We start from the raw sequence: 24162 nt of genomic DNA, 5'->3' as shown, positions 1-24162 counted from the left end.
AACCCTGGGCACACCTGCCCCGCCCCGGCAATATCTAGGTCGAGGCGGGCGTGGCTGAGAGGTTTAGGCGACGGTCTGCAAAGCCGTTCACGTGGGTTCGATTCCCGCCGCTCGCTCTATGCGGAACGCGGCCCGGTTCGTGACATGATCGAAAACATGTCACGAACCGGACCGCTACCCCGAGACCCGATCGCCGAGGCACACCGGCAATGGATCGAGCACGGCTGGGGATCGGTCGCCGACGGCATGGCCCTTGTCACCTCCCTGGTCCGGGCCCAGCAGATCGTGATGGCCCGCGTCGACGAGGCCCTCAAACCCTCGGGACTCACCTTCTCCCGCTACGAACTGCTGCGACTGCTCAGTTTCAGCCGCACGGGCGCACTGCCGATGGCCAAAGCCAGCGCGCGCCTGCAGGTACACCCCACCAGCGTCACCAATACGGTCGACCGGCTGGAAGCGGCCGGACTGGTCGAGCGCGTGCCACATCCGAGCGACCGCCGCGCCACCCTCATCGAAATCACCTCCGCCGGAAGGAAATCCGTCGCCGAGGCGACCGAGGCGTTGAACGCGCAAGTCTTCGCCGAACCGGGCCTGGCGCCGGGCGAGAGCAAACAGCTGCTCGAGCTGCTCGCCCGGTTCCGCCATGCCGCCGGGGATTTCGACGACACGGCAAACCTCGCATTCCACGCGACCTGACGGACAGAGCCGCGAATCGCGGGCCGACTCGCTTGGCAGGTAGCGCGAAAAGGTCCACCATGTAGCGCATGGTGCTGGTCCTCGGGGTGTCGGCGGGTGCGGGTGGTGCCCGTGCCGTGCTCAACCACACCGACCAACCGCATCTACCGCCGCTGGATCGGGTGCACATCCCGCGCCGCGCGGGCGCCTCGGTGGAGGAATCGGTACTCGCGGCGATCCGCCGGATGCGGGTCGCTGCCATCGCCCGCGACGAGTGTGTCACCGCCACCGTCGTCACGTGCCGCAGCGACCTGCACGGCGACGCCATCCGCGTGGCGGCGGGCCCCTCGGTGACCATCGTCGACGAACCGCTCGCCCAGCTGCGCTACCTGCGTTTCACCGGCCTGCTGCCCGACACCGATTCGGTGATGCTCTACGACCTCGGCAGTTCCGGCCTCACCATCACCCACGCCGATTGCCGCACCGACACCGTCCTCGCCAGTCAGCGCAGCACCGTGCTCAGCGGCGACGGCTACGACGCGCTGCTGCGCTGGCAGCTGGCCAGAGGCGGCGTCGCCGCCGACCGTCGCACCACCCGCACCCACCGCGAAATGCTCAGCCGCGCAAGGGTTGTCACCGCCACCGACGCCGACACCGGCGAACGTGCCGTGGTGACTCGCAGCGATCTGGCCGCCTTGTGCGAAGCGGGACTGCATCATTCGGCGTCGTTCGTGCGGAAGATGATCGAGGACACCGGCGTACGTCCCGGTGCGCTCGTCCTGCTCGGTGGATGCGTCCGCAACCCGGCACTGCGGCACGCCGTGGGTCAGCTGGTCGACCTGCCGATCGTGTACGACCCTGAGCCGGAATATGTTTCGGCACGCGGCGCGGTGCTGCTCGCCGCCCGGAAACCCTCGCGCCTGCGCATGCCACGGTTGCGGGCGGGCGCGACGGCCGACCAGGTGGCACCGTCGGGCCCCGGTCGGCGCAAATTCCTCGCCGCCGTCGCGGTGACCGCGACCCTTGGCGGCGCGGTCGCCGGGCTGCTCGGCACCGACGACCGGGCGGACGAGAAGAACCCGCCCACGCCCGCCCAGTTCATCGATGGCTCGCTACCCGCCAAATAACTAGCTGTTGGTGAAGTTCGGCGGCCGCTTCTCGGTGAAGGCGGCCATGCCTTCCTTCTGGTCGTCGGTCGCGAACAGCGAGTGGAACGCCCGGCGCTCGAACAGCAGGCCTTCGGCCAGGCTGGTCTCGAAGGACCGGTTCACCGCGGCCTTGGCGAGCATCGCCGCGGGCAGCGACATGCTCGCGATGGTCTGGGCCGCCTCGAGCGCGGTAGCGAGCAGCTGATCGGCGGGCACGATGCGCGACACCACACCAGCGCGCTCGGCCTCCTCGACGCCCATGTTGCGGCCGGTGAGGATGAGGTCCATCGCCTTGGCCTTGCCGACCGCGCGGGTGAGCCGCTGCGAACCGCCCATACCCGGGATGACACCGAGCTTGATCTCGGGCTGACCGAACTTGGCGGTGTCGGCCGCGATCAGGATGTCGCACATCATCGCCACCTCACAGCCACCGCCGAGCGCGTAGCCCGCGACGGCGGCGATGGTCGGCTTGCGGAAGTTGGCCAGGCGGTCCCAGCCGGCGAAGGTATCGGCCAGGAACATGTCCATGTAGGACTTGGTCGCCATCTCCTTGATGTCGGCACCGGCGGCGAACGCCTTCTCCGAACCGGTGAGGACGACGGCGCCGATCGAATCGTCACGCTCGAGTTCGTCGAGCGCGGCGGTGATGTCCGCGAGCACCTGCGCGTTGAGGGCGTTGAGGGCCTTGGGACGGTTCAGCGTGATCCAGCCGACCCCGCCCTTGCCGTCGCTGCCGCCCTTGCGTTCCAACAGAATCGTCTCGAACTCGCTCATGGTCTGCAGACGATACCGAGCGGCGCCGCCACCGGACTACACGGGCAAACCGAGTTCGCGCTCGCCGAGCGGGGCGAAGTACGCGTCGACCTGCGCGTCGGTGACCTCGGCGAGGGTCGCGGGCGACCAGCGTGGCGTGCGGTCCTTGTCGATCACCTGGGCGCGGATGCCCTCGGCGAGATCGTGGGTGCTCAGCGCGGCCACGGTGATCCGGAATTCGACATTGAGGGCGGCGGCCAGGCTGAGCGGGCGGGCGTTGCGCAGGGCGCGCAGGGTCGCCTTCACCGCGACCGGCGACTTGGCCAGGATGTCCTCGGCGGCCTTGGTCGCCTCGGGCAGGTCGGCCGCGCGCAGGGCCGCGATGATCTCCTCGACCGTGTCGGCGCGGTAGCAGCGGTCGATCCAGTCGGCGTGGGCGGCCAGCTCGGATTCCGGTGCGGGCGTGGCGAATCGGGCGATGGCCTCATCGGCGGGAGTGGTGCGCAGGGCGTCCAGGAGCGCGGGCAGGTCGGCCGAGGGCACGAAGGTGTCGGCGAAACCGGTGACGATCGCGTCGCCCGCGCCCATGCGCGCGGTGGTGAGGGCGACGTGGGTGCCCAGTTCGCCGGGCGTGTGCGAGAGCAGGTAGGTGCCGCCGACGTCGGGCACGAAACCGATGCCCGCTTCCGGCATACCGATCTGCGAGCGTTCGGTGACGATGCGGTGGCTGCCGTGCGCCGAGACGCCGACGCCACCGCCCATCACGATGCCGTCCATGATCGCCACATACGGCTTGGGGTAGCTGTCGATCAGCTCGTTGAGCAGGTATTCGTCACGCCAGAACGCGGCCGCCGCGGTGTCGAGCGGGGCGGGCGCGCCGGGGCCGCCGTCGTTGATCGCCTTGGCATCGCGGTGGATGGCGACGATATCGCCGCCCGCGCACAGGCCGCGTTCACCCGCGCCGACGATGGCGACGGTGGCGACGGCCGGGTCGACCGCCCAGGCACGCAGGGCCTCGGTGATGGCCCGGCTCATCGCGTGGTTGAGCGCGTTGATCGCCCTCGGCCGGTTCAGCGTGATCAGACCGAGCCGGTCGCGGACCTCGAACAACACTTCGGCTTCACCCATGTCCGTCACCATAAAGTCGGATGTCCGAGCACCCGCAGCCGCGAGGTGCGAGTTGTGACCCATTCCACGGCGGTGCGTGGGGCAGAATCGGCGCATGGGCACCGACAACTTCGCACGGATATCCCGGCTGCGCGCGCTGATCGACCATGCGAACACCGGTGCGGGCGAACGCGCGACCGCCCAGCGCATGCTCGACCGGCTGATGCGAAAAACCGGTGGCGGCAATGCTTCTCGGTCTTCGGACCGCGTCTACGGTGAGCGGCACCACCGGCCGGGCAGGCACGCGACCACGGCCGCCATCGTGGAGTCGGTGCGCGAGGACATCTCCTTCGCGCGCACCTTCGCCCCCGGTGCGCCCGGTGAGGTGATCGTGCACAGCCCACTGGCCGCGGCGCCGGCCGAACTCACGGTCGCGGTGACCACACCCTTCGCCGACCAGATCGTCGTCACCATCGACGACATCCCGCCGCAGTGGGGCTGGGAATCCGACGAGTTCGACCGCATCGTCGCCACCCGCGACCTGCGCGCCCTCGCCGACGAACTGGCCGAGATCATCGATGCCTACAACCACTACGGCCCCGACGTGGGCCCCCGCTTCTTCCGCACCATCCGCGCCCAGCAGACCACCCTCATCCGCTGACTACCCGCCGCCGTGGAAGGTGGCCCGGTACGCCGAGGGGCTGGTGCCCAGTGCTCGCGCGAAGTGCTGACGCAGGGAGGCACCGGTGCCGAACCCGGCCCGCTCGGCGATCTGGTCGACGGTGAGTGTGGTCTGCTCGAGCAACTGCCGCGCCCTGATCAGCCGCTGTGCGGTGAGCCAGGCTCCCGGCGACATCCCGGTCTCGCGCCGGAATCTGCGGGTGAAAGTCCGCGGGCTCATGGCGGCGCGCTCGGCGAGGACGCGCAGGGTGAGCGGCCGATCCAGGTGGTTCAGTGCCCATGCCCGGGTGCGGCTGGTCGTCGACTCGTCTTCGGCCGGGAGCGGTAGGTCGATGAACTGGGCCTGCCCGCCTTCGCGATAGGGCGGCACGACAGTGCGTCTCGCGACGTCACCGGCGACGGCCGCGCCGTGGTCGGTGCGGATCAGATGCAGGCACAGGTCGATGCCCGCCGCTTCGCCCGCCGCGGTGAAGATGCCGTCGTCCTCGGTGAACAGCACCGCGGCGTCGATACGCACTGCGGGGAAGGCCGCGCGGAGCCGGTCGGCGGACAGCCAGTGCGTCGTCGCGCGGCGCCCGTCGAGCAGGCCGGCGCGGGCGAGCACGAAGGCACCCGTGCAGATCGACGCGATCCGGCGCCCCGCCGCGCGGGCCAGTCGCAGCTGCTCGGCGATCTGGTCCTGCGCGGGGTCGCTGGCCTCGTCGAGTTCGTGCGAGGCCGGGACGACGATGGTGTCGGCGGTGGCGAGCGTCGCACTGCCGTGGTCGACGGTGATGGCGAAATCGGCGTCCGTGCGCACGAGGCCCGGTTCGATCGCACAGGTCAGCACCTCGTAGAGGCGCTCGCCGTCGGCGGAGCGGGCCGAGCCGAAGATCTGGTGCACGATGCCCAGCTCCATCGGCATCACCCCGGTGCGAGCCAGGACCGCGACCCGATGGACAGCCATGGCCCGATCCTTTCACATGTCGGCTTTACGGCCACTGGTGTGCGTGTGCCGGACTCGGCAGCCTGAGAAGGACGAACCAGCTACCGAAAGGACCGCGACCGATGCGAGTGCTGTGGGTGTTCGCCCATCCGGAACCGCGATCGCTGACCGCGCAGCTGCGCACCGCCGGGATCGCCGCACTGCGCGAGGCCGGGCACGAGGTGATCGAATCCGATCTCTACGCCATGAATTGGAACCCCGTGGTGACGGCCGAGGACTTCGCGCACGACGGCGTCGAGCGGCTGGACGTGGCCGACGAATCCGAGGCGGCCCTGCGAACCGGACGGCTGGCCGCCGACATCCGCGCCGAGCACGAGAAGCTGGCCTGGGCCGACACCGTGGTGCTGCACTTCCCGCTGTGGTGGTACGGGATGCCCGCGATCATGAAGGGCTGGCTGGACCGGGTGCTGGTGCAGGGCTACGCGTACGGGGTGCGTGATCCCGAGTCCGGTCGCACCCGCCGCTACGGTGACGGCGGTTTGGCGGGCAAGCGCGCCACGGCGGTGGTGTCGGTCGGCGCCCATGCCGGGCTGGGACCGCGCGGCCTCCACGGCGACCTCACGGAGGTCCTCTTCCCCCTGCTCCACGGCACTTTCTTCTACACCGGCATGGAGGTGATCGAGCCGGTGATCGTCCCCGGCACCAACCGGGTGAGCCACGAACGCTTCGCCACCATCGCCGCCGACCTGCGCACCCGGTTGCTCGCCCTGCCGACGACAGCGCCCATCCCCTACCGCCACCAGGACAGCGGCGACTACGACGCCGACTGGAACCTGCACCAGGCCCACCACCCGGGCGCATCCGGCCTCGGGATCCACCGCCTCGACGGCGAATCCCGCCAGGCTTGCTGACCGAACCCTTGATCGATGGGTAAATCAGCCGGGACGTTTCGGCCCGACGACGGTGGCGACCAGTCCGCCGGTCAGGACGATCGCGCCGACGGCCAGCACGACGCTGGCGACGGCGGGACCGCCTGACGTGTTGTCGGCGACGACCTGACCGACGCCGATCGCGATGCACGCGGAACCGCCGAGGACGAGGACCGGTTCGCGCCGGAGCAGGTAGGCGCCGAGAAAGATCACGCCGACGAAGCCGGTGAGCATGGGACGCCACAGCGATTCGCCGAGAGTCACCGATTGCGCGCCTGTTGTCGCGATCAGTCCACCGAGCACGAATCCGGCCCAGTCGAGGACGAGCAGCCGCGCCCACGCGAGCCCGAACCAGACGGCCCCGAAGACCATGAGCGCGACGCCCTGCCACAGCCAGCGGTGCGTCCCGTCGGTGAGCTCGACGATCGTGGCCACGCCGAAACCGGCGATCGCGACCATCCCGAGCAGGCTCGGCACCATCAGGTAGCCGAGCGTGGCCACCAGCAGCCCCGCGCACAGCGCCGCGATCTCGGCATCGCCACCACGCTCACCGAACGTGATCGCCACGGTGCCGCTGGTCGCCATGGCCGCCAGCACCAGCAGCGCCGATGCGAGCCTGGTTCGCACGGCCGTGGCGATGGGCACACGGCGGAACAGGCCGGGCCGTCCACCTGCCAGCACCACGGCGCCACCGAGCGAACATCCGCTGACGACGGCGAGCAACACCACTCGCCCGGTGTCGGCGACATCGGCCCACGCACGGTCGAGGAACAGCCCGAGGCCCGCCGCGACGAGCCCGGCACCGAGGTAGGCGACGATCTCGGCGACCACCCGCGCGGTCGGCGCGCGACCCACCCGCTCCTGCTCATCGACAGCTCGCAGCACCGCGGCACGCTGGTCACCACTGATGACCCCACCTGCGACCAGCCGCTCCAACGCCACGCCCACCCCGTGTTCGCGAACCATCCGTCGAGTATGTCGCCCGAGTGTCCGAACCGGCCCCTTTCGCCGTGACGCCGTTCACAGTAGGATTAGTTTGATGTCCTAGTATCGGGCGTTCTACAAAATGGCGGAGGAAGTCATGAGCACCTCATTGCACGTTCCTGTCCATCCGGTGCGGTTCGTGACTTCGGCCGCCCTGTTCGACGGGCACGACGCGGCGATCAACATCATGCGGCGCATCCTGCAGGCCCAAGGCGCGGAAGTGATCCATCTCGGACACAACCGGTCGGTGCGCGAGATCGTCGACGCGGTGGTCGAGGAGGACGTGCAGGGTGTGGCGGTGAGCTCGTATCAGGGCGGGCACATCGAGTTCTTCGAGTACCTGGCCGAGGCGCTGCGCGAGGCCGGAGCGGGCGACGTACGCATCTTCGGTGGCGGTGGCGGTGTGATCGTCCCCGAGGAGATCGAACGCCTCGCCCGCAGCGGCGTGCGCATCTTCTCCCCCGAGGACGGCCAGCGCCTCGGCCTGCCCGGCATGATCAACGAGCTCATCCGGCTGTGCGATGTGGACCGAGCCACCGTCGCCCCCGATCTGAACGCCCTCTACACCGGCGACCGAATCGCCTTGGCGCGCACCATCACCTGTCTTCAGCAGGGCGCACTGCCCGAAACCGACCGCGCCGCGATCCTCGCCGCGGCGGACGCGCGCGAGGTACCGGTCCTCGGCATCACCGGCACCGGTGGCTCCGGAAAGTCCTCGCTCACCGACGAATTGGTGCGCCGGTTGCGCACCGACCAGCAGGACAAGCTGCGTGTCGCGGTGCTCGCCGTCGACCCGACCCGGCGCCGCGCCGGTGGCGCCCTGCTCGGTGACCGCATCCGCATGAACGCCCTCGACGGCGAACACGTGTACTTCCGTTCGCTGGCCACGCGCGGCAATCACGAACTGCCCGACGACATCGACACGATGATCGCCGCGTGCCGGGCAGCGGGCTTCGACCTGGTGATCCTCGAGACGCCGGGTATCGGCCAGGGCGACGCGGGCATCGTCGACCATGTGGATGTGGCGCTGTATGTGATGACGCCGGAGTTCGGTGCCGCCTCCCAGCTCGAGAAGATCGACATGCTCGACTACGCCGATGTGGTCGCGGTGAACAAGTACGAGCGCCGCGGCGCGGCCGACGCGGTGCGCGATGTGGCACGCCAATTGATCCGCAACCGTGCGGAATTCGGTTCCGATCCCGCCGACATGCCGGTGTTCGGCACCAGCGCGGCGACTTTCGACGACGACGGTGTCACCGCGCTCTACCAGCACCTGCTCACCCGGCTGACCGAGCACGGCCTCACGGTGGAGCCCGGCGCGCTGCCCCGGGTGCAGACGAAGGTGTCGACCAGGTTCGCCCAGCTCATCCCGCCGTCACGGGTGCGCTACCTGGCCGAGATCGCCGAGACCGTGCGCGCCTACCACCAGGACACGGCACGGGAAGTGACGGCGGCGCGACGTGTTCAGCGATTGCGTGCGGTGCACGAGGAACTGCCCGACGACACCGCCGTGGGCGACCTGCTGGAGGCGGCGACCGGTGAGCTGTCGCCCGCCTCGGCGGCCCTGCTGGACGAATGGCCCGCACTTGCCGAGAGCTACCGGGGCGAGGAGCAGGTGGTGCGCGTACGCGACCGTGAGATCCGCACCCCGTTGCGGCGCGAATCGCTCTCCGGCACAAGCGTTCCCCGGGTCGCGCTGCCCCGCTACACCGACGCGGGGGAACTGTTGCGCTTCCTGCGCGAGGAGAACCTGCCGGGCCGATTCCCCTTCACCGCAGGCGTCTTCCCGTTCAAGCGCGACAACGAGGACCCCACTCGCATGTTCGCGGGCGAGGGCGATCCGGCGCGCACGAACCGGCGCTTCAAGGCACTCAGCGCCCACACCGAGGCCACTCGCCTCTCGACGGCCTTCGACTCGGTGACCCTCTACGGCCACGAACCGGCGCAACGGCCCGATATCTACGGCAAGGTCGGCACCTCGGGTGTCTCGGTGGCGACGATCGACGACATGCGCACCCTTTTCGACGGTTTCGACCTGTGCGAACCCACGACATCGGTGTCGATGACCATCAACGGCCCGGCCCCGACGATTCTGGCGTTCTTCCTCAACGCGGCGATCGACCAAGCGATGCACCGCTTCACCGAGTCGCAGGGCCGGGAACCGACGGAGCAGGAGGCCGCCGAGATCAAGGCGCGCACGTTGTCCACCGTGCGCGGCACCGTGCAGGCCGACATCCTCAAGGAGGACCAGGGCCAGAACACCTGCCTGTTCTCCACCGAGTTCAGTCTGCGGATGATGGCCGATGTGCAGGAATGGTTCGTCCGCAACAATGTGCGCAATTTCTATTCGGTATCCATCTCCGGCTATCACATCGCCGAGGCCGGGGCCAACCCGATCAGCCAGCTCGCTTTCACCCTGGCCAACGGATTCACCTACGTGGAAACGTATTTGGCGCGCGGACTGGCGATCGACGAATTCGCGCCGAACCTGTCGTTCTTCTTCTCCAACGGGATGGACCCGGAGTATTCGGTCATCGGACGGGTGGCACGGCGCATCTGGGCCGTCGCCATGCGCGACCGGTACGGCGCGGGGGAACGCGCGCAGAAACTGAAGTACCACATCCAGACCTCCGGCCGTTCGCTGCACGCCCAGGAAATGCAGTTCAACGACATCCGCACCACCCTGCAGGCGCTGATCGCGGTCTACGACAATTGCAACAGCCTGCACACCAACGCTTTCGACGAAGCCGTCACCACACCCACCGAGGAATCGGTGCGCCGGGCGCTGGCGATTCAGCTCATCATCGCCAAGGAATGGGGGCTGGCGGTGAACGAGAATCCGCTGCAGGGCAGTTTCATCATCGACGAGCTCACCGACCTGGTCGAAGAGGCGGTGCTGCTGGAATTCGAGCGGATCAGTGAACGCGGCGGCGTGCTGGGCGCCATGGAGACCGGTTACCAGCGCGGCCGCATCCAGGACGAGTCGATGCGCTATGAGCAGCGCAAACACGACGGAACGCTGCCGATCATCGGGGTGAACACCTTCCGCGGCCCCGAAAGCGAGGCCGCGGCGCCGACAGTGGAATTGGCCCGCGCCACCGAGGACGAGAAACGGTCCCAGCTCGAGCGGGTGCAACAGTTCCGCGCCGAGCACGCCGAGGAATCCCATCGCGCGCTCGCCCGCCTGGCCGAGGTCGCCCACACCGACGGCAATATTTTCGAGGTGCTGATGGACGCGGCACGGGTATGCACTCTGCAGCAGGTCACCGATACCTTTTTCGCCGTCGGCGGACAGTATCGGCGAACCGTCTGAGGCGACCGAATGCGACTATCGCCGCTGCCGACGTGTGACAATTCCCGGAGCAATGCCGGCGCGGCGATGGGACGTACATGGATCTGACCGGGCTCGACATCATCGATGCGCATATCCACCAGTGGGATCCGCATACGACACCTCGGCTGTTCAGCAAGCACGCCAAGCTGCTGCGGTATGTGCCGCTGCCGGTCGACCTCGCCGCGAAACTCACCCCGCGTCGCGACCTCCAGTTCGTCGGCGATCCCACGGCCTACCTCGGCCCCTATCTGCCCGCCGACTATCGCACCGACCAGGGCGGGGTCACGGTGCGCGGGCTCGTGCACGTGGAGGCCGAGTGGACCGGTTCGGCGCCCGACGAGACGCGGTGGGTGGCCAGCCTGCCGTTCGGGGTCGATACGCCCGCGCTCGCCGCGATCGTCGGCGCGGCCGATCCCGCCGCCGCGGATCTCGGCCCCACGCTCGACGCGCATCAGTCGGCCTCGCCGCTGCTGTGCGGGATCCGGGCGACCGTGGCCCACCATCCCGATGCGGGGGTGAAATCGTTCGCCGCGCACGACGGGCTGCTCACCGCGCCCGCCTTCCTCGACGGTTTCGGTCGGCTCGCCGAACGCGGGCTCAGTTTCGACGCGTGGCTGTACTCGGGTCAGTTGCCCGAGGTGACGGCGCTGGCCGAACGCTTTCCCGAGGTGACGATCGTCCTCGACCACCTCGCCACCCCCGCAGGCGTCTTCGGGCCGGTCGGCAAACACACCGGCAGGACGGCGGGCGAGCGTCGCGACATCTTCGACCGCTGGCGCGACGACATCACCGATCTGGCCGCCCAGCCCAATGTGGTCGCCAAGGTGAGCGGGCTGATGATGCCGGTGCTCGGCCACCCGGTCCCGCCGCGCGGTTTGTCGACCCAGGTGTCGGTACTCGTCGACCGGCTGGGCCCGATGCTCGCCCACGCCCTGTCGGTCTTCGGTCCCGACCGGCTGATCTGGGGCTCGAACTTCCCCGTCGACAAGCCGATCACCAGCCTCCCCGTGGCCGTCGACGCCGTCGCGACCGCGCTCACCAAGGCCGGTGCGTCGACCGATGACCTGCGGAAGGTCTTCGGCGATAACGCTGTTCGCGTTTACCGCATCGACCTGGGGTGACGGGTTTGTCGGGTTCGCGTATGACCTGCCCTGACGAACCGTCGACGCCGCACTCGTTCCCGTGCTCTCGACACCGGACCGGTGCATGAGCCCGACCGGCGATACCACGTTCCGCACGCTGCGAGGCGAGCCCCCGCAGCGCACCTGCTGACCTCAGCTGTCGAATTCGGCGTAGAGGGAACGTAGTTCGCGTAGGCCGGTGGCGGCGGTCTGCTCGTCTTCGGCCGACATGCGAAGGGCCCGGCGCAAGGCCATGGCGTCGAGGTCCTCGATGACGGGGTGGAATTCGATGCGTGGCAGGTCGGGGAGGGTGAGGTGGTCACCGTACGGATCATCGGAATCGGTGGTGCGGGTCGATCTTTCGACACCACCGATGAGGGTGTCGAGGTCGAGTCCGCGCAGGGTGAGGATTTCGCCCGGCTGCTCGTCGAGGCGTTCGGCGAGCAGGTAGCAGACGGCGGCCACGTGCTTACACGGCCAGCCCATATCCGGGCAGGTGCAGGAGAAGTCCAGCTCGGCGGCGGTGGTCGGCAGCAGGTGTGGTCCGAGCGCGGGCGGTAGTGCGCCCGAAGCGATTTCGGCGAGCATCCCGGGCGCTTCGCGGATCTCGGCCAGCAGCAATTCGACCTCCTCCTCGCGCAGCGGCCGCACCGACAACACGGAGGTGAACGGGCTCGGCTGGCTACCCTGCACCTCGGCCGTGACCGCACCGCGCTCCACGCGGTAGTTCACCACCTGCCCGACCCGCGCGTAGGTGCGCCCGCGTGAGAGCCTGCCCGCGTCGGCCACCTTCTCCACCGCCTCGAGCAGCGATTTTCCCCACCAGGTTCGACCGAAACCGCCGCGCGCCCGCGCACCGCCACGCACCGGTTTGCGCGGACCGAACTGACTGAAATCGGCCATCAGTCACCCACCGCCTCGGCCCCGAGGGTGAACAGTTCACGCAACTCGTCGGTGCCGAGTTCGGTGATCCAGTTCTCCCCCGCCCCGACGGCCAGGTCGGCCAATGCCTTTTTGCCGCTGATCATTTCGTCGATGCGCTCCTCGATGGTGTCGACGCAGACGAGTTTGCGCACCTGCACCGCGCGCTGCTGGCCGATGCGGAACGCGCGGTCGGTGGCCTGGTTCTCCACGGCGGGGTTCCACCAGCGGTCCAGGTGGATCACATGGTTGGCGGCGGTCAGGTTCAGCCCTGTCCCGCCCGCTTTGAGCGAGAGCAGCATCAACGGCGGGCCGCCCTCGGCTTGGAATCCGGTGACCATGTCGTCGCGACGCTGCTTGGTCACCCCGCCGTGCAGGAACGGGATGGGGGTGCCGAACCGTTCGGTGAGGAACGGCAGGATCAGGTCGCCGAACTCACGGAATTGGGTGAACAGCAGGGCCTTCTCCCCGTCGGCGAGGACGGCGTCGAGGATGTCCTCCACCAGGGCGAGCTTGCCCGAGCGATGCCCGCCGCGGCGCATGATGGGCGAGGCGTCACCGAGGAAATGCGCGGGATGGTTGCAGACCTGCTTGAGCCTGGTCAGCGCGCCCAGCACCGCACCCTTGCGCGCCATACCCTTGGCGTCTTTGAGCTTCTCCAGCATGTCGTCGACCACGGCCTGATACAGCGCGGCCTGCTCGACGGTGAGGTTGGCGCGCACCGTCATCTCGAGCTTCTCGGGCAGATCGCTGATGACCGCCGGATCGGTTTTGAGCCTGCGCAGCACGAACGGTTCGGTGATGAGCCGCAACCGGTCGATGGCCTGCTGGTCGCGTTCGCGTTCGATGGGGACCGCGAAGCGGGCACGGAAGGACTGCGGGCTACCGAGCAGCTTGGGCATGGCGAAATCGAACAGGGCACGCAGTTCTTCCAGCCGGTTCTCCACCGGCGTCCCGGTGAGCGCCAGCCGATGCCGGGCCCGCAAGGCGCGGGCGGCCCGTGACTGCCTGGTGGTCGCGTTCTTGATGTGCTGGGCCTCGTCGAGCACCACCCGTTCCCAGTGCTGTTCGCTCAGCACCGTCGCATCCCGCGCGAGCAGCGCATAGGTGGTGACGACCAGATCCGCGTCCGCGACCGCGGCGGCGAAATCCGCGCCCTTGCGCCGATCGGTGCCGTGGTGCACGAGGACGCGCAGGTCGGGTGCGAACCGTTCGGTCTCGCGCTGCCAGTTGCCGACCACCGACATGGGGCACACCAGTAGCGTCGGCCCTACCGGACCGACGGCCTCGCGTTCGTGCACGAGCAGCGCGAGTACCTGCACGGTCTTGCCCAGACCCATGTCGTCGGCCAGGATCGCGCCGCAATCGAGCCGGCTCATGGTGGCCAGCCAGCTCAGGCCGCGCTCCTGATAGGGGCGGAGCTGGGCTTTCAGGCCGACCGGCACCGGAACCGGCTCGGGATCGCCGTGTCCGGTGAACAGTTCGGCCGCCCAGCCGTCGGCGGTGACCTCGGTGACCGGCACATTGTCGACCCGTTCGGCGGCGAGTTCGCCGATCATGTCGGCCAGGGTGACAGGCGTGTCGTCGGCGTGCAGCGCCACGTACCTGGCGGCGGCCGCCAGCGCGCGATGGTCGGCCTGCACCCATTCACCGCGCAGCTGGACGAGATCGGATTTGCTGCGCACCAGCCGTTCCATCTCGGCCGGAGTGAGCACCATGTCCCCGAGCGCCAATTCCCAACGGTAGGAGAGCAATCCGCTCAAGCCGACGGTGGATTCGGCGGCGGCCGGGCTGCTCACCCGCAGGCGCATGCTCGGCTCGGCGATGTTCCAGGCGCGCGGCAACAGCAGGCGGATCCCGGCCTCACGCAACGCGTGCGCGCCGTGAGCGACCAGGTCGGCGACCACCTGGGTCGGGAGCAGGAGGTCGAGGCCGCGCGGGTCGGTCGGCAGGTCACGCAGGCGCGGGTAGGCCTTGCGGGCCTGGCCGAGCTTCTCGGCGGCGGTGCGCACCAGGACCGGATCATCGTCGAGCACAACGGGTTTCGGTGCGTCGTCGACGGGACGCAGACACACCTGCAGCCGCCACAGCGCCACCGAGTCGTCGTCGGTGGTGAATTCGCCGTCGGGTTCACACAGGCGAAGGACCAGCTCGGGTTCGTCGGCGGCGTAGCCCTCGCGCCACTGCGACAGTGTTTCGGCCAGCCGGTAGGAGCCCTCACCGAGCGGGGTGTCGCTCATCAGCGCCGCCAGCAGCGGGTGCGTCATCGAACGGTGGCTCAGGTATTCGCGGGCGATCGGGTCGGTGAGTTCGGTGACCAGGTCCTCGAGCACCCCGGCGGGCGATCCGGCCACCCGCAGCGCGGCGGGCATGGCCGTGGCCAGCTCGGCGAGCCACGCCCGCTGCCGTTGCCCGCCGACCAGCCGCCACCGCACCCACCACTGCCCGTCGGCGCGATCCACCTGCGGCACCACCCGACCGGCCCGCACCCAGCGCTCGATGCCACGCGCGACGTGCGCGAGGAAACGCAGGTCGCCGGAGATGTGCTCACGGGGCAGCCTGCTGCGCAACACGACGGCGGCCGTCGGCGGCGCGAGCGCGTGCGCGCGGACCCCGGCTCGACCCGGTGCGCCCGCCTCGTCGACGACGAGCACCTCGGCGCGGTGCCGGAACCGCGCGCGCTCGAGAATGTCGCCGAGCACCGAACCCACCGCGACGGGTTGCCCGTCGTGCCACAGCAGCAGGCCCGAACCGGGGGACCACAGACCGTGCAGCATGGTTGCCATCCAAGCAGGAGCCACCGACACCCCGCGCTCGGCCATCGCTCTGGATTTCTCGGCTCCCACGGAACATACTTGGATATTCCCTGGTCACGGCCGGAAGATCACCGGCGACAACTGCATACTCACCCAGGCGAACCGGCCACGAACCGGCTCGGCCGATGAACCCCTGAATGCGTGCGGAGGGCAGCGATGACGATTCTGCTCCAGGTTCTCGAGCAGAGCTACACCCCAACCACCCCGTGGGAGCGGCGCAAGTTCACGTTCGTCGATGCCGGGAAGATCGTCGGCATGCGCCTGGACGGTCAGTCCGGCGTGTGGATCGATCTGTCCCGGCCCGGTGAATCCCAGCGGCTGGCCCACACGGCCGACCCGCGCGATTCCATCACCTTCCTGCTCACCGTGTTCGCCAAGATCGCCGAGTGCGAGGACCGGGGCGGTTCGTGGTTGATCGGCCACGACGGCACCCACATCTCCTCGATCGCGGCCACCCGGTTCCCACCACATGCCGCTGAGCTCGCGGCCGACGACATCCTGGCGCGCGCCTGGTTGTAGCGGCACGGGTGAGTCGGCGAAGTTGTCGGTGGGGTCGGCTACAACCTGTGCATGGGGAGACTCGCGTGGCTGGTCGTGCTGATGCTCGCGTGCGCGGGTTGCGGGGTGCTCGCGCCCGAACCGGTCGCGCCCGCGCCGGGTAGTCCGACGCGGGCAGAGGTGAGCGCGCTGCTCGATCAGGTGCGCGTGATCGATGCGCGACCACACCCCGGCGGGTACGAACGCGGCTGCAAGGCGGGGCAGGGTTGCGTGTTCGGCCCGGCCTGGTCCGACGACACCGATGCGCCCGGCGGTCACGACGGTTGCGACACCCGCAACAACGTGCTGGCGGCCCAGCTGCGCGATGCGGTTCGCCGGGGTCGCTGTGTGGTGGTGGAGGGCGTACTCACCGACCCCTATACCGGCACCGATATCGCTTTCCGCAAATCCGACGGCGGCGATATCCAGATCGACCACGTCTATCCGCTCGCCGCCGCCTGGGATATGGGCGCACACGCGTGGCCGCCGGAACGCCGTCTGCGCTTCGCCAACGACCTCTCCGTCAACCTGCTGGCCACCGGCAAGGCGACCAATCAGTCCAAGGGCGACGACACGCCCGGCGAATGGTTGCCACCCGCCCGGCCCAACCACTGCTTCTACGCCGCCAAGTACCTCACCGTCGCCGTCGCCTACGACTTACCGATCACCGCCGCCGACAACGCCGCCCTCCACGACATCGCCCGCACGTGTCCTTGACGGGCGCCGCCGCTGTCAGGCGCCCGTCGCCACCGGACGCTTCGGGTCGTTGGACCACTGCGACCAGGACCCCGGGTAGAGGGCTGCGTCGATCCCGGCGATGGCCAGGGCCGCGATTTCGTGCGCAGCGGTGACGCCGGAGCCGCAGTAGACCGCGACCGGTCCGTCACCGAACTCGGCGAAACGCTCGCGCAATTCCTCGGCGGTGCGAAAATGTCCTGTGGGGTAGAGGTTTTCAGCAGTCGGTGCGCTGACGGCGCCGGGAATATGACCGGCCTGCGGATCGACCGGTTCCACCTCGCCTCGGAAACGTTCGCCCGCGCGAGCATCGAGCAAGATACCCGACCATTTCGCGGCGGCGTCCGCATCGATCACGGGCAGTGCGCCGGGGCGGACAACCAGGTCACCGGGGGTCGGGTCGGGTTCGGCGCCGGTCGCGAGTTCCCCGCCGGACGCGGTCCAGGCGGGCAGCCCACCGTCGAGGATGCGCACGTTCCCGACACCGGCCCAGCGCAACAACCACCACGCGCGGGCCGCCGCCATGCCGCCGGTCGCGTCGTAGACGACCACGGGCTCATCGGCGCCGAGCCCCCAGCTGCGGGCGCACTTCTCGAAAGTTCCGGGGTCGGGCAAAGGGTGTCTGCCACGGGCCGGTGACGGTGCGGCGGCCAGTTCGGTCTCCAGATCGACGAACACCGCGCCCGGAATGTGCCCGTCGAGATAGTGCTGTGGACCGTCCGGATCGCCGAGCGCCCACCGCACGTCCAGCAGATGAATCTTGTTCGCCGCCAGCTCCTCCCGAAGCTCGGCCGCCGAAATCAGCACCGCACCCACGCCAACTCCTCACTCCCGGTCCGTCCCCCGCCGCCACCCTACGCACTCCCCGACCACCCACACCCGAAACGGCACCCCACACACCAGGCGGAGGCTGGACAGACGATCACCACGCTCCGGTGGCGGCAACGGCCGCGAGCCGCACGCCACCAGAGCGTGGTGATCGAGCGGCCGACACCGCGGGCCGGATCAGGCCAGTTTCGCGCCACTGGCAGGTGACGCTCGCAGACCCGTCGGGCAGGATTTGCCGAATGTCGCAGGTCTCCACCAGTTCGTCGCCCGATGTCACCGAGAGCCCGACCGGGATAGGTCAGCCGCTCGGTGCGGGCGCGGTGACCGCGCTGGTCGGGTTCACCAGTTCCTTCGCGGTGGTGCTGAGCGGGTTGCGGGCGGTGGGGGCGAGCCCGGCGCAGGCCGCGTCGGGGCTGCTCGTGCTGTGTTTCACGCAGGGGATCGGCATTCTGCTGCTGAGTTTCCGGTACCGGATTCCGATCACCCTGGCCTGGTCGACACCCGGCGCGGCGCTGCTGGCGAGCACCGGTCTGGTGGCCGGTGGATGGCCGGGCGCGGTCGCGGCGTTCGCCGTGACGGGCGTGCTGATCGTCGTCACCGGCCTGTGGCAGCGTCTCGGTTCGCTGGTCGCGGCGATTCCGGTGCCGATCGCACAGGCCATGCTCGCCGGCGTCCTCGTTCCGCTGTGCCTGGCTCCGGTGCAGGCATTGCGTACCTCGCCCGCCGTGGTGGTTCCGGTGATCGTGGTGTGGTTGGTCCTGCAACGGTACGCACCGAAGTGGGCGGTGCTCGTGGCCTTCGCGACGGCGGCGGTGGGCACCGGCATCGACATCGTGGTCGCCGACCGGCACCTCGACCTGTCCGCCATGGTTCCGGCACTGGAATGGACCGCGCCACACTGGCATTGGCAGGCGATCGTCGGTATCGCCGTCCCGCTCTACATCGTGACGATGGCCTCGCAGAACATCCCCGGTGTTGCGGTGATGCGCTCCTTCGACTACCAGGTGCCGTGGCGGCCTGCCATGCTCGTCACCGGCATCGGCACCGTCCTCGGCGCGCCCGCCGGCGGTCACGCCATCAACCTCGCCGCCATCAGCGCAGCGCTCGCCGCCGCACCGAGCGCGAGCCCGGACCCGAAGCGCCGCTGGATCGCCGCGGCCACCGCGGGCGCCTCCTACCTGGTCCTCGGCCTGGCCTCCGCCGCCCTGGTCACCCTCATCGCCGCCGCCCCCGCGGGCACCCTCGAAACCGTCGCGGGCCTGGCCCTGCTCGCCACGCTCGCCGCTTCCCTCTCCGCCGCGCTCACCGAGCCGGGCGACCGCCTCGCCGCCCTGGTCACCTTCCTGGTGGCCGCCTCCGGCACCACTCTCCTCGGCATCGGCGGCGCCTTCTGGGCACTCCTCGCCGGCCTCCTCGTCCGCCGCATACTCCCAGGCCAGAAGTAGGAGGCGAGATCCCAGGACCGTGTTCTCAGTCCGGGTCGGCGAGGCGGTCGAGCAGCGGTGCGGTGCGTGGTCCGACGAGTTCGCGCATGACGAGTGCCATGTTGGTGCGCTCGACGCCGGGGATCTTCAGGATGGCGCCCGCGATGCGGTAGAGGTCGTCGGCGTCGCGGGCCACGATGCGGACGGTGAGGTCGGTTTCGCCGGTCATGCCGCAGACCTCGGTGACCTCGGGAACGTCGGCGAGCTCGTCGACCACCGCGTCCAGCTGGTGCTGATCGACGACCACCGCGACGAAGGCTGCCAGCGGATAGCCGAGAGCACGCGGTTCCACGCGGCGCTCGAAACTGCCGAGCACCCCACCGCTGTCCCAGCGCGCGAGTCGCGCCTGCACCGTATTGCGTGACAGCCCGAGACGGGCGGCCAGTTCCACCCCGGTGGCCCGGGGGCTGGCGATCAGTTCGCGCAGCAATCGCGCGTCGGTCGCGTCGAGGGTCACGGCGGGTTCGCGACTGGTCATACAACGCAGTATGACAGCGCGTCACCCGAGTACAACGTGCATTCTGTTCAGTCACGTGTCGTTCGCTTGCGCAGGCGGCGGTATCGTGGATGCTGTGTGATACACATCGCACTCAGCGATCAGTCGTACCCGCATCGGCCCACAAGGCGCGGTGGAGAGGAGGCGATCTCGATGCCGGAGAAACAGACCTACCCGGTCCAGTTGATCCAGCCGGACGGACGTCGCGTATTCGATCGTGAGCACGGCGCGCTGGTCGCCGATATCGATGCCGAACGATTGCGGGGCCTCTACCGGGACCTCGTCGTGACCCGCCGGATCGATCTCGAGGCGACGGCGCTGCAACGCCAGGGTCAGCTCGGCCTGTGGCCACCCATGCTCGGCCAGGAGGCGGCGCAGGTCGGTTCGGTGCACGCACTGCATCCCGACGACTACATCTTCTGCTCGTACCGCGAGACCGCGGTGGCGTACTGCCGTGGCGTGCCGCCCGAGCAGCTGACGGGGCTGTGGCGCGGAGTGGCCCATCACTGCTGGGATCCCGACGCGGTGAACATGACCAACGCCAATATCGTCGTCGGGTCACAGGGCCTGCACGCCACCGGTTACGCCTACGCCGCCCACCTCGACGGCGCCGATATCGCCACCATCACCTACTTCGGCGACGGCGCGACCAGTCAGGGCGATATCGCCGAGGCGCTCGGCTTCGCCGCCACCTGGAGCGCACCGGTGGTGTTCTTCTGCCAGAACAACCAGTGGGCGATCAGCGAACCGGTCACCGTGCAGAGTCACGTGCCGCTGGTGCGCCGGGCCGACGGGTACGGCATTCCCGGTGTGCAGGTGGACGGCAACGATGTGCTGGCCGTGCTCGCCGTCACCCGCCAGGCCGTCGAACGCGCCCGCGGCGGCGGTGGCCCCACCTTCATCGAGGCGATCACCTACCGGATGGGTCCGCACACCACCGCCGACGATCCGAGCAGGTACCGCACCGCCGCCGACCTCGAGTACTGGGAGCGGCGCGACCCGATCGAGCGGATGCGGCTGCTGCTCGAACGCGAGGGCCTGCTCGACGACGAGTTCGCCCGCTCGGTCGCACGCGCGGCCGACGAGGTCGCCGACCGGGTACGCACCGCGACACTGCGGATGCCCGACCCCGACCCACTCCGCATGTTCGACCACGTCTACGCGACCGAGCACCCACTGATCACCGAAGAGGCACACCAGTTCTCGGCCTACCTCGCCGAAGGAGCGCAGTCATGATCACCACCTTCGCCGCCGCGCTCAACACCGGTCTGCGCCGCGCCATGGAAGACGAGCCGAAGGTGGTGTTGCTCGGCGAGGACATCGGCAAGCTGGGTGGTGTGTTCCGGGTGACCGACACGCTCCAGAAGGATTTCGGCGACAATCGCGTCATCGATACGCCCCTGGCCGAATCCGGCATCGTGGGAACGGCTTTCGGAATGGCGTTGCGCGGCTACCGGCCGGTGGTGGAGATCCAGTTCGACGGATTCGTCTACCCGGCGTTCGACCAGATCGTGTCCCAGGTCGCCAAGATCCACTACCGGACGGGCGGGAAGGTGCAGGCGCCGTTGACGATCCGTATTCCGTTCGGCGGCGGAATCGGTGCCGTCGAACACCATTCGGAGTCGCCGGAGGTGTACTTCGCGCATACCGCCGGTCTGCGTGTGGTGTCGCCCAGTACGCCTGCCGACGCGTATCACATGATCCGGCAAGCTATTTCGCTCGACGACCCGGTGGTCTTCTTCGAGCCGAAGCGGCGGTACTGGGACAAGGCTGACGTGGACTTCCACAGCGAACCCGACCTGCCACTGCACAAGGCGCGTGTGCTCACCGAGGGCACCGATGCCACCGTCCTCGCCTACGGCGGCACCGTCGCCACCGCGCTCACGGCCGCGAAAATCGCTGGTGAGGAGGGCAACTCGATCGAGGTGATCGATCTGCGCAGCCTGTCCCCGCTGGATGTCGACACCATCGCCGAATCCGTCGACAAGACCGGACGACTGGTGATCGTGCACGAGGCGCCGGTATTCGCCGGGCTCGGCGCCGAGATCGCGGCGCGGATCACCGAGCGCTGCTTCTATCACCTCGAGGCGCCCGTGCTGCGCGTCGGCGGCTACGACATCCCCTATCCCCCGGCTAAGCTCGAAAAGCACCATCTGCCTGATCCCGACCGCATCCTCGCCGCGGTCGACCGATGCCTAGCCGCATGACGACGAAAGGTGCGCCCGTGCCGCGACCAGCTGGCGACGACGGACACGTGCTCGAATTCCGTCTCCCCGACCTGGGTGAGGGCCTGGCCGACGGCGACCTGGTGTCATGGGCCGTCGACGTGGGCGACACGGTGGAACTGAACCAGACCATCGCCGAGGTGGAGACCGCCAAGGCGGTGGTCGCGCTGCCGTCGCCGTTCTCCGGAACGGTCGTCGAATTGCTTGCCTCGCCCGGCGATACGGTGCCGGTGGGCGCCCCGCTGATCCGGGTGCGCAACGATCTCGAGGTCACCGACCCGCCCACCGCCGAGGACCGCAGGGACGTGCTGGTCGGGTACGGGCCCGAGGCCGAGGCCACCTCACGACGACGCAAGCCGACACCGTCGATGGCGTCCACTACGCCGAGCACGCACCGGGCCGCTGCCACACCCGCGGCCCGGAAGCTGGCCAAGGAGCTCGGGATAGACCTGTGGTACGTCGCGGGTTCGGGGCCGGAGGGGGCGGTCACCGTGGAGGACGTGCGCTCGGCCGTGCCGGTCACCGGGCCGCGCGCCGAGCCCGGGGCCGAGCTCGCCGCTGTCACCCAGCAGAACGGGCACGACGCGGGTCTCATCGAGTCCAGGGCCCGCGAGGAACGCACGCCCGTGACCGGAATCCGCAAGCGCACCGCCGCCGCGATGCTGGCCAGCGCCCGCACCATCCCGCAGGCGAGCACGTTCGTCACCGTCGACTGCACGGCCTCGATGGAGCTGCTCGACCACCTGCGCACCACGAAGTCGTTCGAAGGACTCACCCTCACCCCGCTCGCCCTGGTCGCGCGCGCCGCACTGGCCGCCATCGCCGAACACCCCGGCATCAATGCCGCCTGGGACGAGCAGAACCAGCAGATCGTCACCAAACACTACGTGAACCTGGGCATCGCGGTCGCCTCCGACCGTGGGCTGCTGGTTCCGAACCTCAAAGACGCGCAAACCCTGAGCCTGCGCGAACTGTGCCGCGAGATCAGCTGGGCCGCCGACACCGCCCGCTCGGGCAACGCCACCCCCGCCGACCTCCTCGGCGGCACCTTCACCATCACCAACGTCGGCGTCTTCGGCGTCGACACCGGCGTCCCCCTGGTCAACCCCGGCGAAGCCGCCATCCTCTGCCTCGGCTCGATCCGCAAGCGCCCCTGGGTATTCCGCGACGAACTGGCCGTCCGCTGGGTAACCACCCTCGGCCTCAGCTTCGACCACCGCATGATCGACGGCGAACTGGGCGCCCGCTTCCTCGCCACCACCGCAACCTTTCTCGAGGACCCCCTGACCCTCCTCAGCCGCGTCTGACCTGGCCGGACCGCCCCTCCTGACCGGATCGGGGAATATACGACTCTCACAACGCAGGCGAAACACGGTGCGCTCCCGCTGTAGAAATCGGGGACTACAACCTGTGTATGAGCGAGGCACATCCTGTCGACACCCGGTTGCCGTTGGGTCGGCAACTGGCTTTCGGCATCGGCAACGATCACCGCAGTTCCCGGTGACCGCCGTGGTGGCGATGAGCATCGTGATGGCGGTGGTGTTCGCCGAGTCGACCGCGAGCATGCTGTCGAACCGGTGCGCGAGCCGGTGGCCGCCACCTGAACCGTCCGCGATCCGATGCGGGACCGGCGGCACCGCCGTTAGGGTGCCAGCATGGAGACAGCAGGCAAGGTCGCGATCGTCACCGGCGCGGGAGCGGGCATCGGCGCCGCACTCGCCGCCCGTCTGGTCGCCGGTGACGCACGGGTCGTCGTCGCCGATCTCGACGGTGACAGCGCGGCGAAGGTGGCCGCCGAACTCGGCGACAAGGCGACAGCAGTCGGTGGTGACGTGGCCGACGAACAGGTGGTCGGGCAGCTCATCGCCACCGCCGAACGCGAATTCGGCCCGGTGGATTTGTATTTCGCTAATGCCGGAATCGGCGGTGGCCCCGGCCTCGACAGCACCGAGGACCAGTGGGCCGCTGCGATCGATGTGAATGTGATGGCGCATGTGCGGGCCGCGAAGCTGCTCGTGCCGGGCTGGGTCGAACGGGGCGAAGGGTACTTCGTCTCGACGGCATCGGCGGCGGGTCTGCTCACCCAGCTGGGTTCGGCGCCGTACTCGGTGACCAAGCACGCGGCGGTCGCATTCGCCGAGTGGCTGTCGATCACCTACGGCGACAAGGGCGTTCGCGTGAGCTGCCTGTGCCCGATGGGCGTGGACACCCGGCTGCTCAGCGGCGACCTCATCCCGGAGAATCCCGACGCGGCGGCCTTCGCGATCAAGGCGGTGAAGACCGCGGGCGCGGTGCTGTCGGCCGAGGAGGTCGCCGACACCGTCATCGAGGCGATGGCCGCCGAACACTTCCTGATCCTGCCGCATCCCGAGGTGCTGCAGATGTATCGCAACAAGGGCGCCGACTACGACCGATGGATCGCGGGCATGCGCCGCTTCCAGGAAGCGTTGCGCGGGTAGGGCT

The 24162-nt window shown here is 69.1% G+C and carries 21 protein-coding genes and 1 tRNA gene; 14 read left to right on the top strand and 8 right to left on the bottom strand.

From position 1 onward, the window contains the following. Nucleotides 1–44: 44 nt before the first annotated feature. The 3 genes from AB0I35_RS10080 (at nt 45) to AB0I35_RS10070 (ending at nt 1802) form a co-directional block, all read left to right on the top strand. Nucleotides 45–116: transfer RNA gene (locus tag AB0I35_RS10080), tRNA-Cys, on the top strand. A gap of 40 nt (nt 117–156) precedes the next feature. Next, a complete protein-coding gene (locus tag AB0I35_RS10075; RefSeq protein ID WP_357395437.1) occupies nt 157–696 on the top strand; it encodes a MarR family transcriptional regulator in 540 nt (179 codons plus the stop codon). 68 nt (nt 697–764) lie between these two features. Continuing rightward, nucleotides 765–1802, top strand: a complete 1038-nt coding sequence (locus AB0I35_RS10070; protein ID WP_357395436.1) for a hypothetical protein — start codon at nt 765–767, stop codon at nt 1800–1802. Here AB0I35_RS10070 and AB0I35_RS10065 read toward each other — a convergent pair whose 3' ends face one another. Beyond that, entirely contained in the window at nt 1803–2597 is a 795-nt protein-coding gene (locus tag AB0I35_RS10065; protein WP_357395434.1) for an enoyl-CoA hydratase, read from the bottom strand. It abuts the gene before it with no gap. Between the two features lie 36 nt (nt 2598–2633). Further along, a complete protein-coding gene (locus AB0I35_RS10060) occupies nt 2634–3704 on the bottom strand; it encodes an enoyl-CoA hydratase/isomerase family protein (protein ID WP_357395433.1) in 1071 nt (356 codons plus the stop codon). A gap of 94 nt (nt 3705–3798) precedes the next feature. On the opposite strand from AB0I35_RS10060, the gene AB0I35_RS10055 reads away from it, so the two are divergent. Then, complete coding sequence (locus AB0I35_RS10055) at nt 3799–4344, top strand: hypothetical protein (protein WP_357395432.1); 546 nt, start codon at nt 3799–3801, stop codon at nt 4342–4344. On the opposite strand, the gene AB0I35_RS10050 is transcribed toward AB0I35_RS10055, so the two are convergent. After that, a complete protein-coding gene (locus AB0I35_RS10050; RefSeq protein ID WP_357395431.1) occupies nt 4345–5310 on the bottom strand; it encodes a helix-turn-helix domain-containing protein in 966 nt (321 codons plus the stop codon). It lies immediately after the preceding gene. 101 nt (nt 5311–5411) lie between these two features. Between AB0I35_RS10050 and AB0I35_RS10045 the strand changes: the two genes are divergently transcribed. Beyond that, entirely contained in the window at nt 5412–6200 is a 789-nt protein-coding gene (locus AB0I35_RS10045) for an NAD(P)H-dependent oxidoreductase (RefSeq protein ID WP_357395430.1), read from the top strand. A gap of 24 nt (nt 6201–6224) precedes the next feature. On the opposite strand, the gene AB0I35_RS10040 is transcribed toward AB0I35_RS10045, so the two are convergent. Beyond that, nucleotides 6225–7184: a DUF2157 domain-containing protein gene (locus AB0I35_RS10040; RefSeq protein WP_357395429.1), complete on the bottom strand. Its 960-nt coding sequence runs from the start codon at nt 7182–7184 to the stop codon at nt 6225–6227. 100 nt (nt 7185–7284) lie between these two features. On the opposite strand from AB0I35_RS10040, the gene icmF reads away from it, so the two are divergent. After that, nucleotides 7285–10515, top strand: coding sequence for a fused isobutyryl-CoA mutase/GTPase IcmF (gene icmF / locus AB0I35_RS10035; RefSeq protein ID WP_357395428.1), 3231 nt, complete (start codon nt 7285–7287; stop codon nt 10513–10515). A gap of 77 nt (nt 10516–10592) precedes the next feature. Then, nucleotides 10593–11657 carry an amidohydrolase family protein gene (locus AB0I35_RS10030; RefSeq protein ID WP_357395427.1) on the top strand — a complete coding sequence of 355 codons (1065 nt, stop codon included), beginning with the start codon at nt 10593–10595 and terminating at the stop codon, nt 11655–11657. Between the two features lie 153 nt (nt 11658–11810). On the opposite strand, the gene AB0I35_RS10025 is transcribed toward AB0I35_RS10030, so the two are convergent. Next, nucleotides 11811–12560, bottom strand: a complete 750-nt coding sequence (locus tag AB0I35_RS10025) for an SWIM zinc finger family protein (RefSeq protein WP_357395426.1) — start codon at nt 12558–12560, stop codon at nt 11811–11813. Continuing rightward, a complete protein-coding gene (locus AB0I35_RS10020) occupies nt 12560–15364 on the bottom strand; it encodes a DEAD/DEAH box helicase (RefSeq protein ID WP_357395425.1) in 2805 nt (934 codons plus the stop codon). Before AB0I35_RS10020 ends, AB0I35_RS10025 begins: the two co-directional genes overlap by 1 nt. 186 nt (nt 15365–15550) lie before the next feature. On the opposite strand from AB0I35_RS10020, the gene AB0I35_RS10015 reads away from it, so the two are divergent. Both AB0I35_RS10015 and AB0I35_RS10010 read left to right on the top strand, forming a co-directional pair. Then, nucleotides 15551–15913, top strand: a complete 363-nt coding sequence (locus AB0I35_RS10015) for a hypothetical protein (RefSeq protein ID WP_067490527.1) — start codon at nt 15551–15553, stop codon at nt 15911–15913. 51 nt (nt 15914–15964) lie between these two features. Beyond that, nucleotides 15965–16648, top strand: a complete 684-nt coding sequence (locus tag AB0I35_RS10010) for an HNH endonuclease family protein (protein ID WP_357395423.1) — start codon at nt 15965–15967, stop codon at nt 16646–16648. A gap of 15 nt (nt 16649–16663) precedes the next feature. Here AB0I35_RS10010 and AB0I35_RS10005 read toward each other — a convergent pair whose 3' ends face one another. After that, on the bottom strand, nt 16664–17470 hold the full coding sequence (locus AB0I35_RS10005; RefSeq protein WP_357395475.1) for a sulfurtransferase: 807 nt from the start codon (nt 17468–17470) through the stop codon (nt 16664–16666). Between the two features lie 263 nt (nt 17471–17733). Here AB0I35_RS10005 and AB0I35_RS10000 point away from each other — a divergent pair, with 263 nt between their 5' ends. Then, on the top strand, nt 17734–18939 hold the full coding sequence (locus AB0I35_RS10000; protein ID WP_357395422.1) for a benzoate/H(+) symporter BenE family transporter: 1206 nt from the start codon (nt 17734–17736) through the stop codon (nt 18937–18939). Between the two features lie 25 nt (nt 18940–18964). Here the strand turns inward: AB0I35_RS10000 and AB0I35_RS09995 are convergent, their stop codons facing one another. Further along, entirely contained in the window at nt 18965–19456 is a 492-nt protein-coding gene (locus AB0I35_RS09995; protein ID WP_067641500.1) for an Lrp/AsnC family transcriptional regulator, read from the bottom strand. Nucleotides 19457–19627: 171 nt separating this feature from the next. Here AB0I35_RS09995 and pdhA point away from each other — a divergent pair, with 171 nt between their 5' ends. The 4 genes from pdhA (at nt 19628) to AB0I35_RS09975 (ending at nt 24158) form a co-directional block, all read left to right on the top strand. Beyond that, complete coding sequence (gene pdhA / locus AB0I35_RS09990; protein WP_357395420.1) at nt 19628–20710, top strand: pyruvate dehydrogenase (acetyl-transferring) E1 component subunit alpha; 1083 nt, start codon at nt 19628–19630, stop codon at nt 20708–20710. Next, the gene (locus AB0I35_RS09985; protein ID WP_357395419.1) at nt 20707–21681 is read left to right on the top strand and encodes an alpha-ketoacid dehydrogenase subunit beta; all 975 of its coding nucleotides are present in this window, start codon (nt 20707–20709) and stop codon (nt 21679–21681) included. The genes pdhA and AB0I35_RS09985 overlap by 4 nt, the downstream gene beginning before the upstream one ends. 17 nt (nt 21682–21698) lie before the next feature. Then, nucleotides 21699–23006: a dihydrolipoamide acetyltransferase family protein gene (locus AB0I35_RS09980; protein ID WP_357395418.1), complete on the top strand. Its 1308-nt coding sequence runs from the start codon at nt 21699–21701 to the stop codon at nt 23004–23006. Nucleotides 23007–23354: 348 nt separating this feature from the next. Beyond that, nucleotides 23355–24158 carry an SDR family oxidoreductase gene (locus AB0I35_RS09975; RefSeq protein WP_357395416.1) on the top strand — a complete coding sequence of 268 codons (804 nt, stop codon included), beginning with the start codon at nt 23355–23357 and terminating at the stop codon, nt 24156–24158. Nucleotides 24159–24162: the final 4 nt, after the last annotated feature.

The sequence above is a fragment of the Nocardia sp. NPDC050378 genome (assembly GCF_040655675.1).
Taxonomy (GTDB): domain Bacteria; phylum Actinomycetota; class Actinomycetes; order Mycobacteriales; family Mycobacteriaceae; genus Nocardia; species Nocardia coubleae.
The sequence above is the reverse complement of the archived record's forward strand: the minus strand, read 5'-3'. Positions and strand labels throughout refer to the sequence as shown.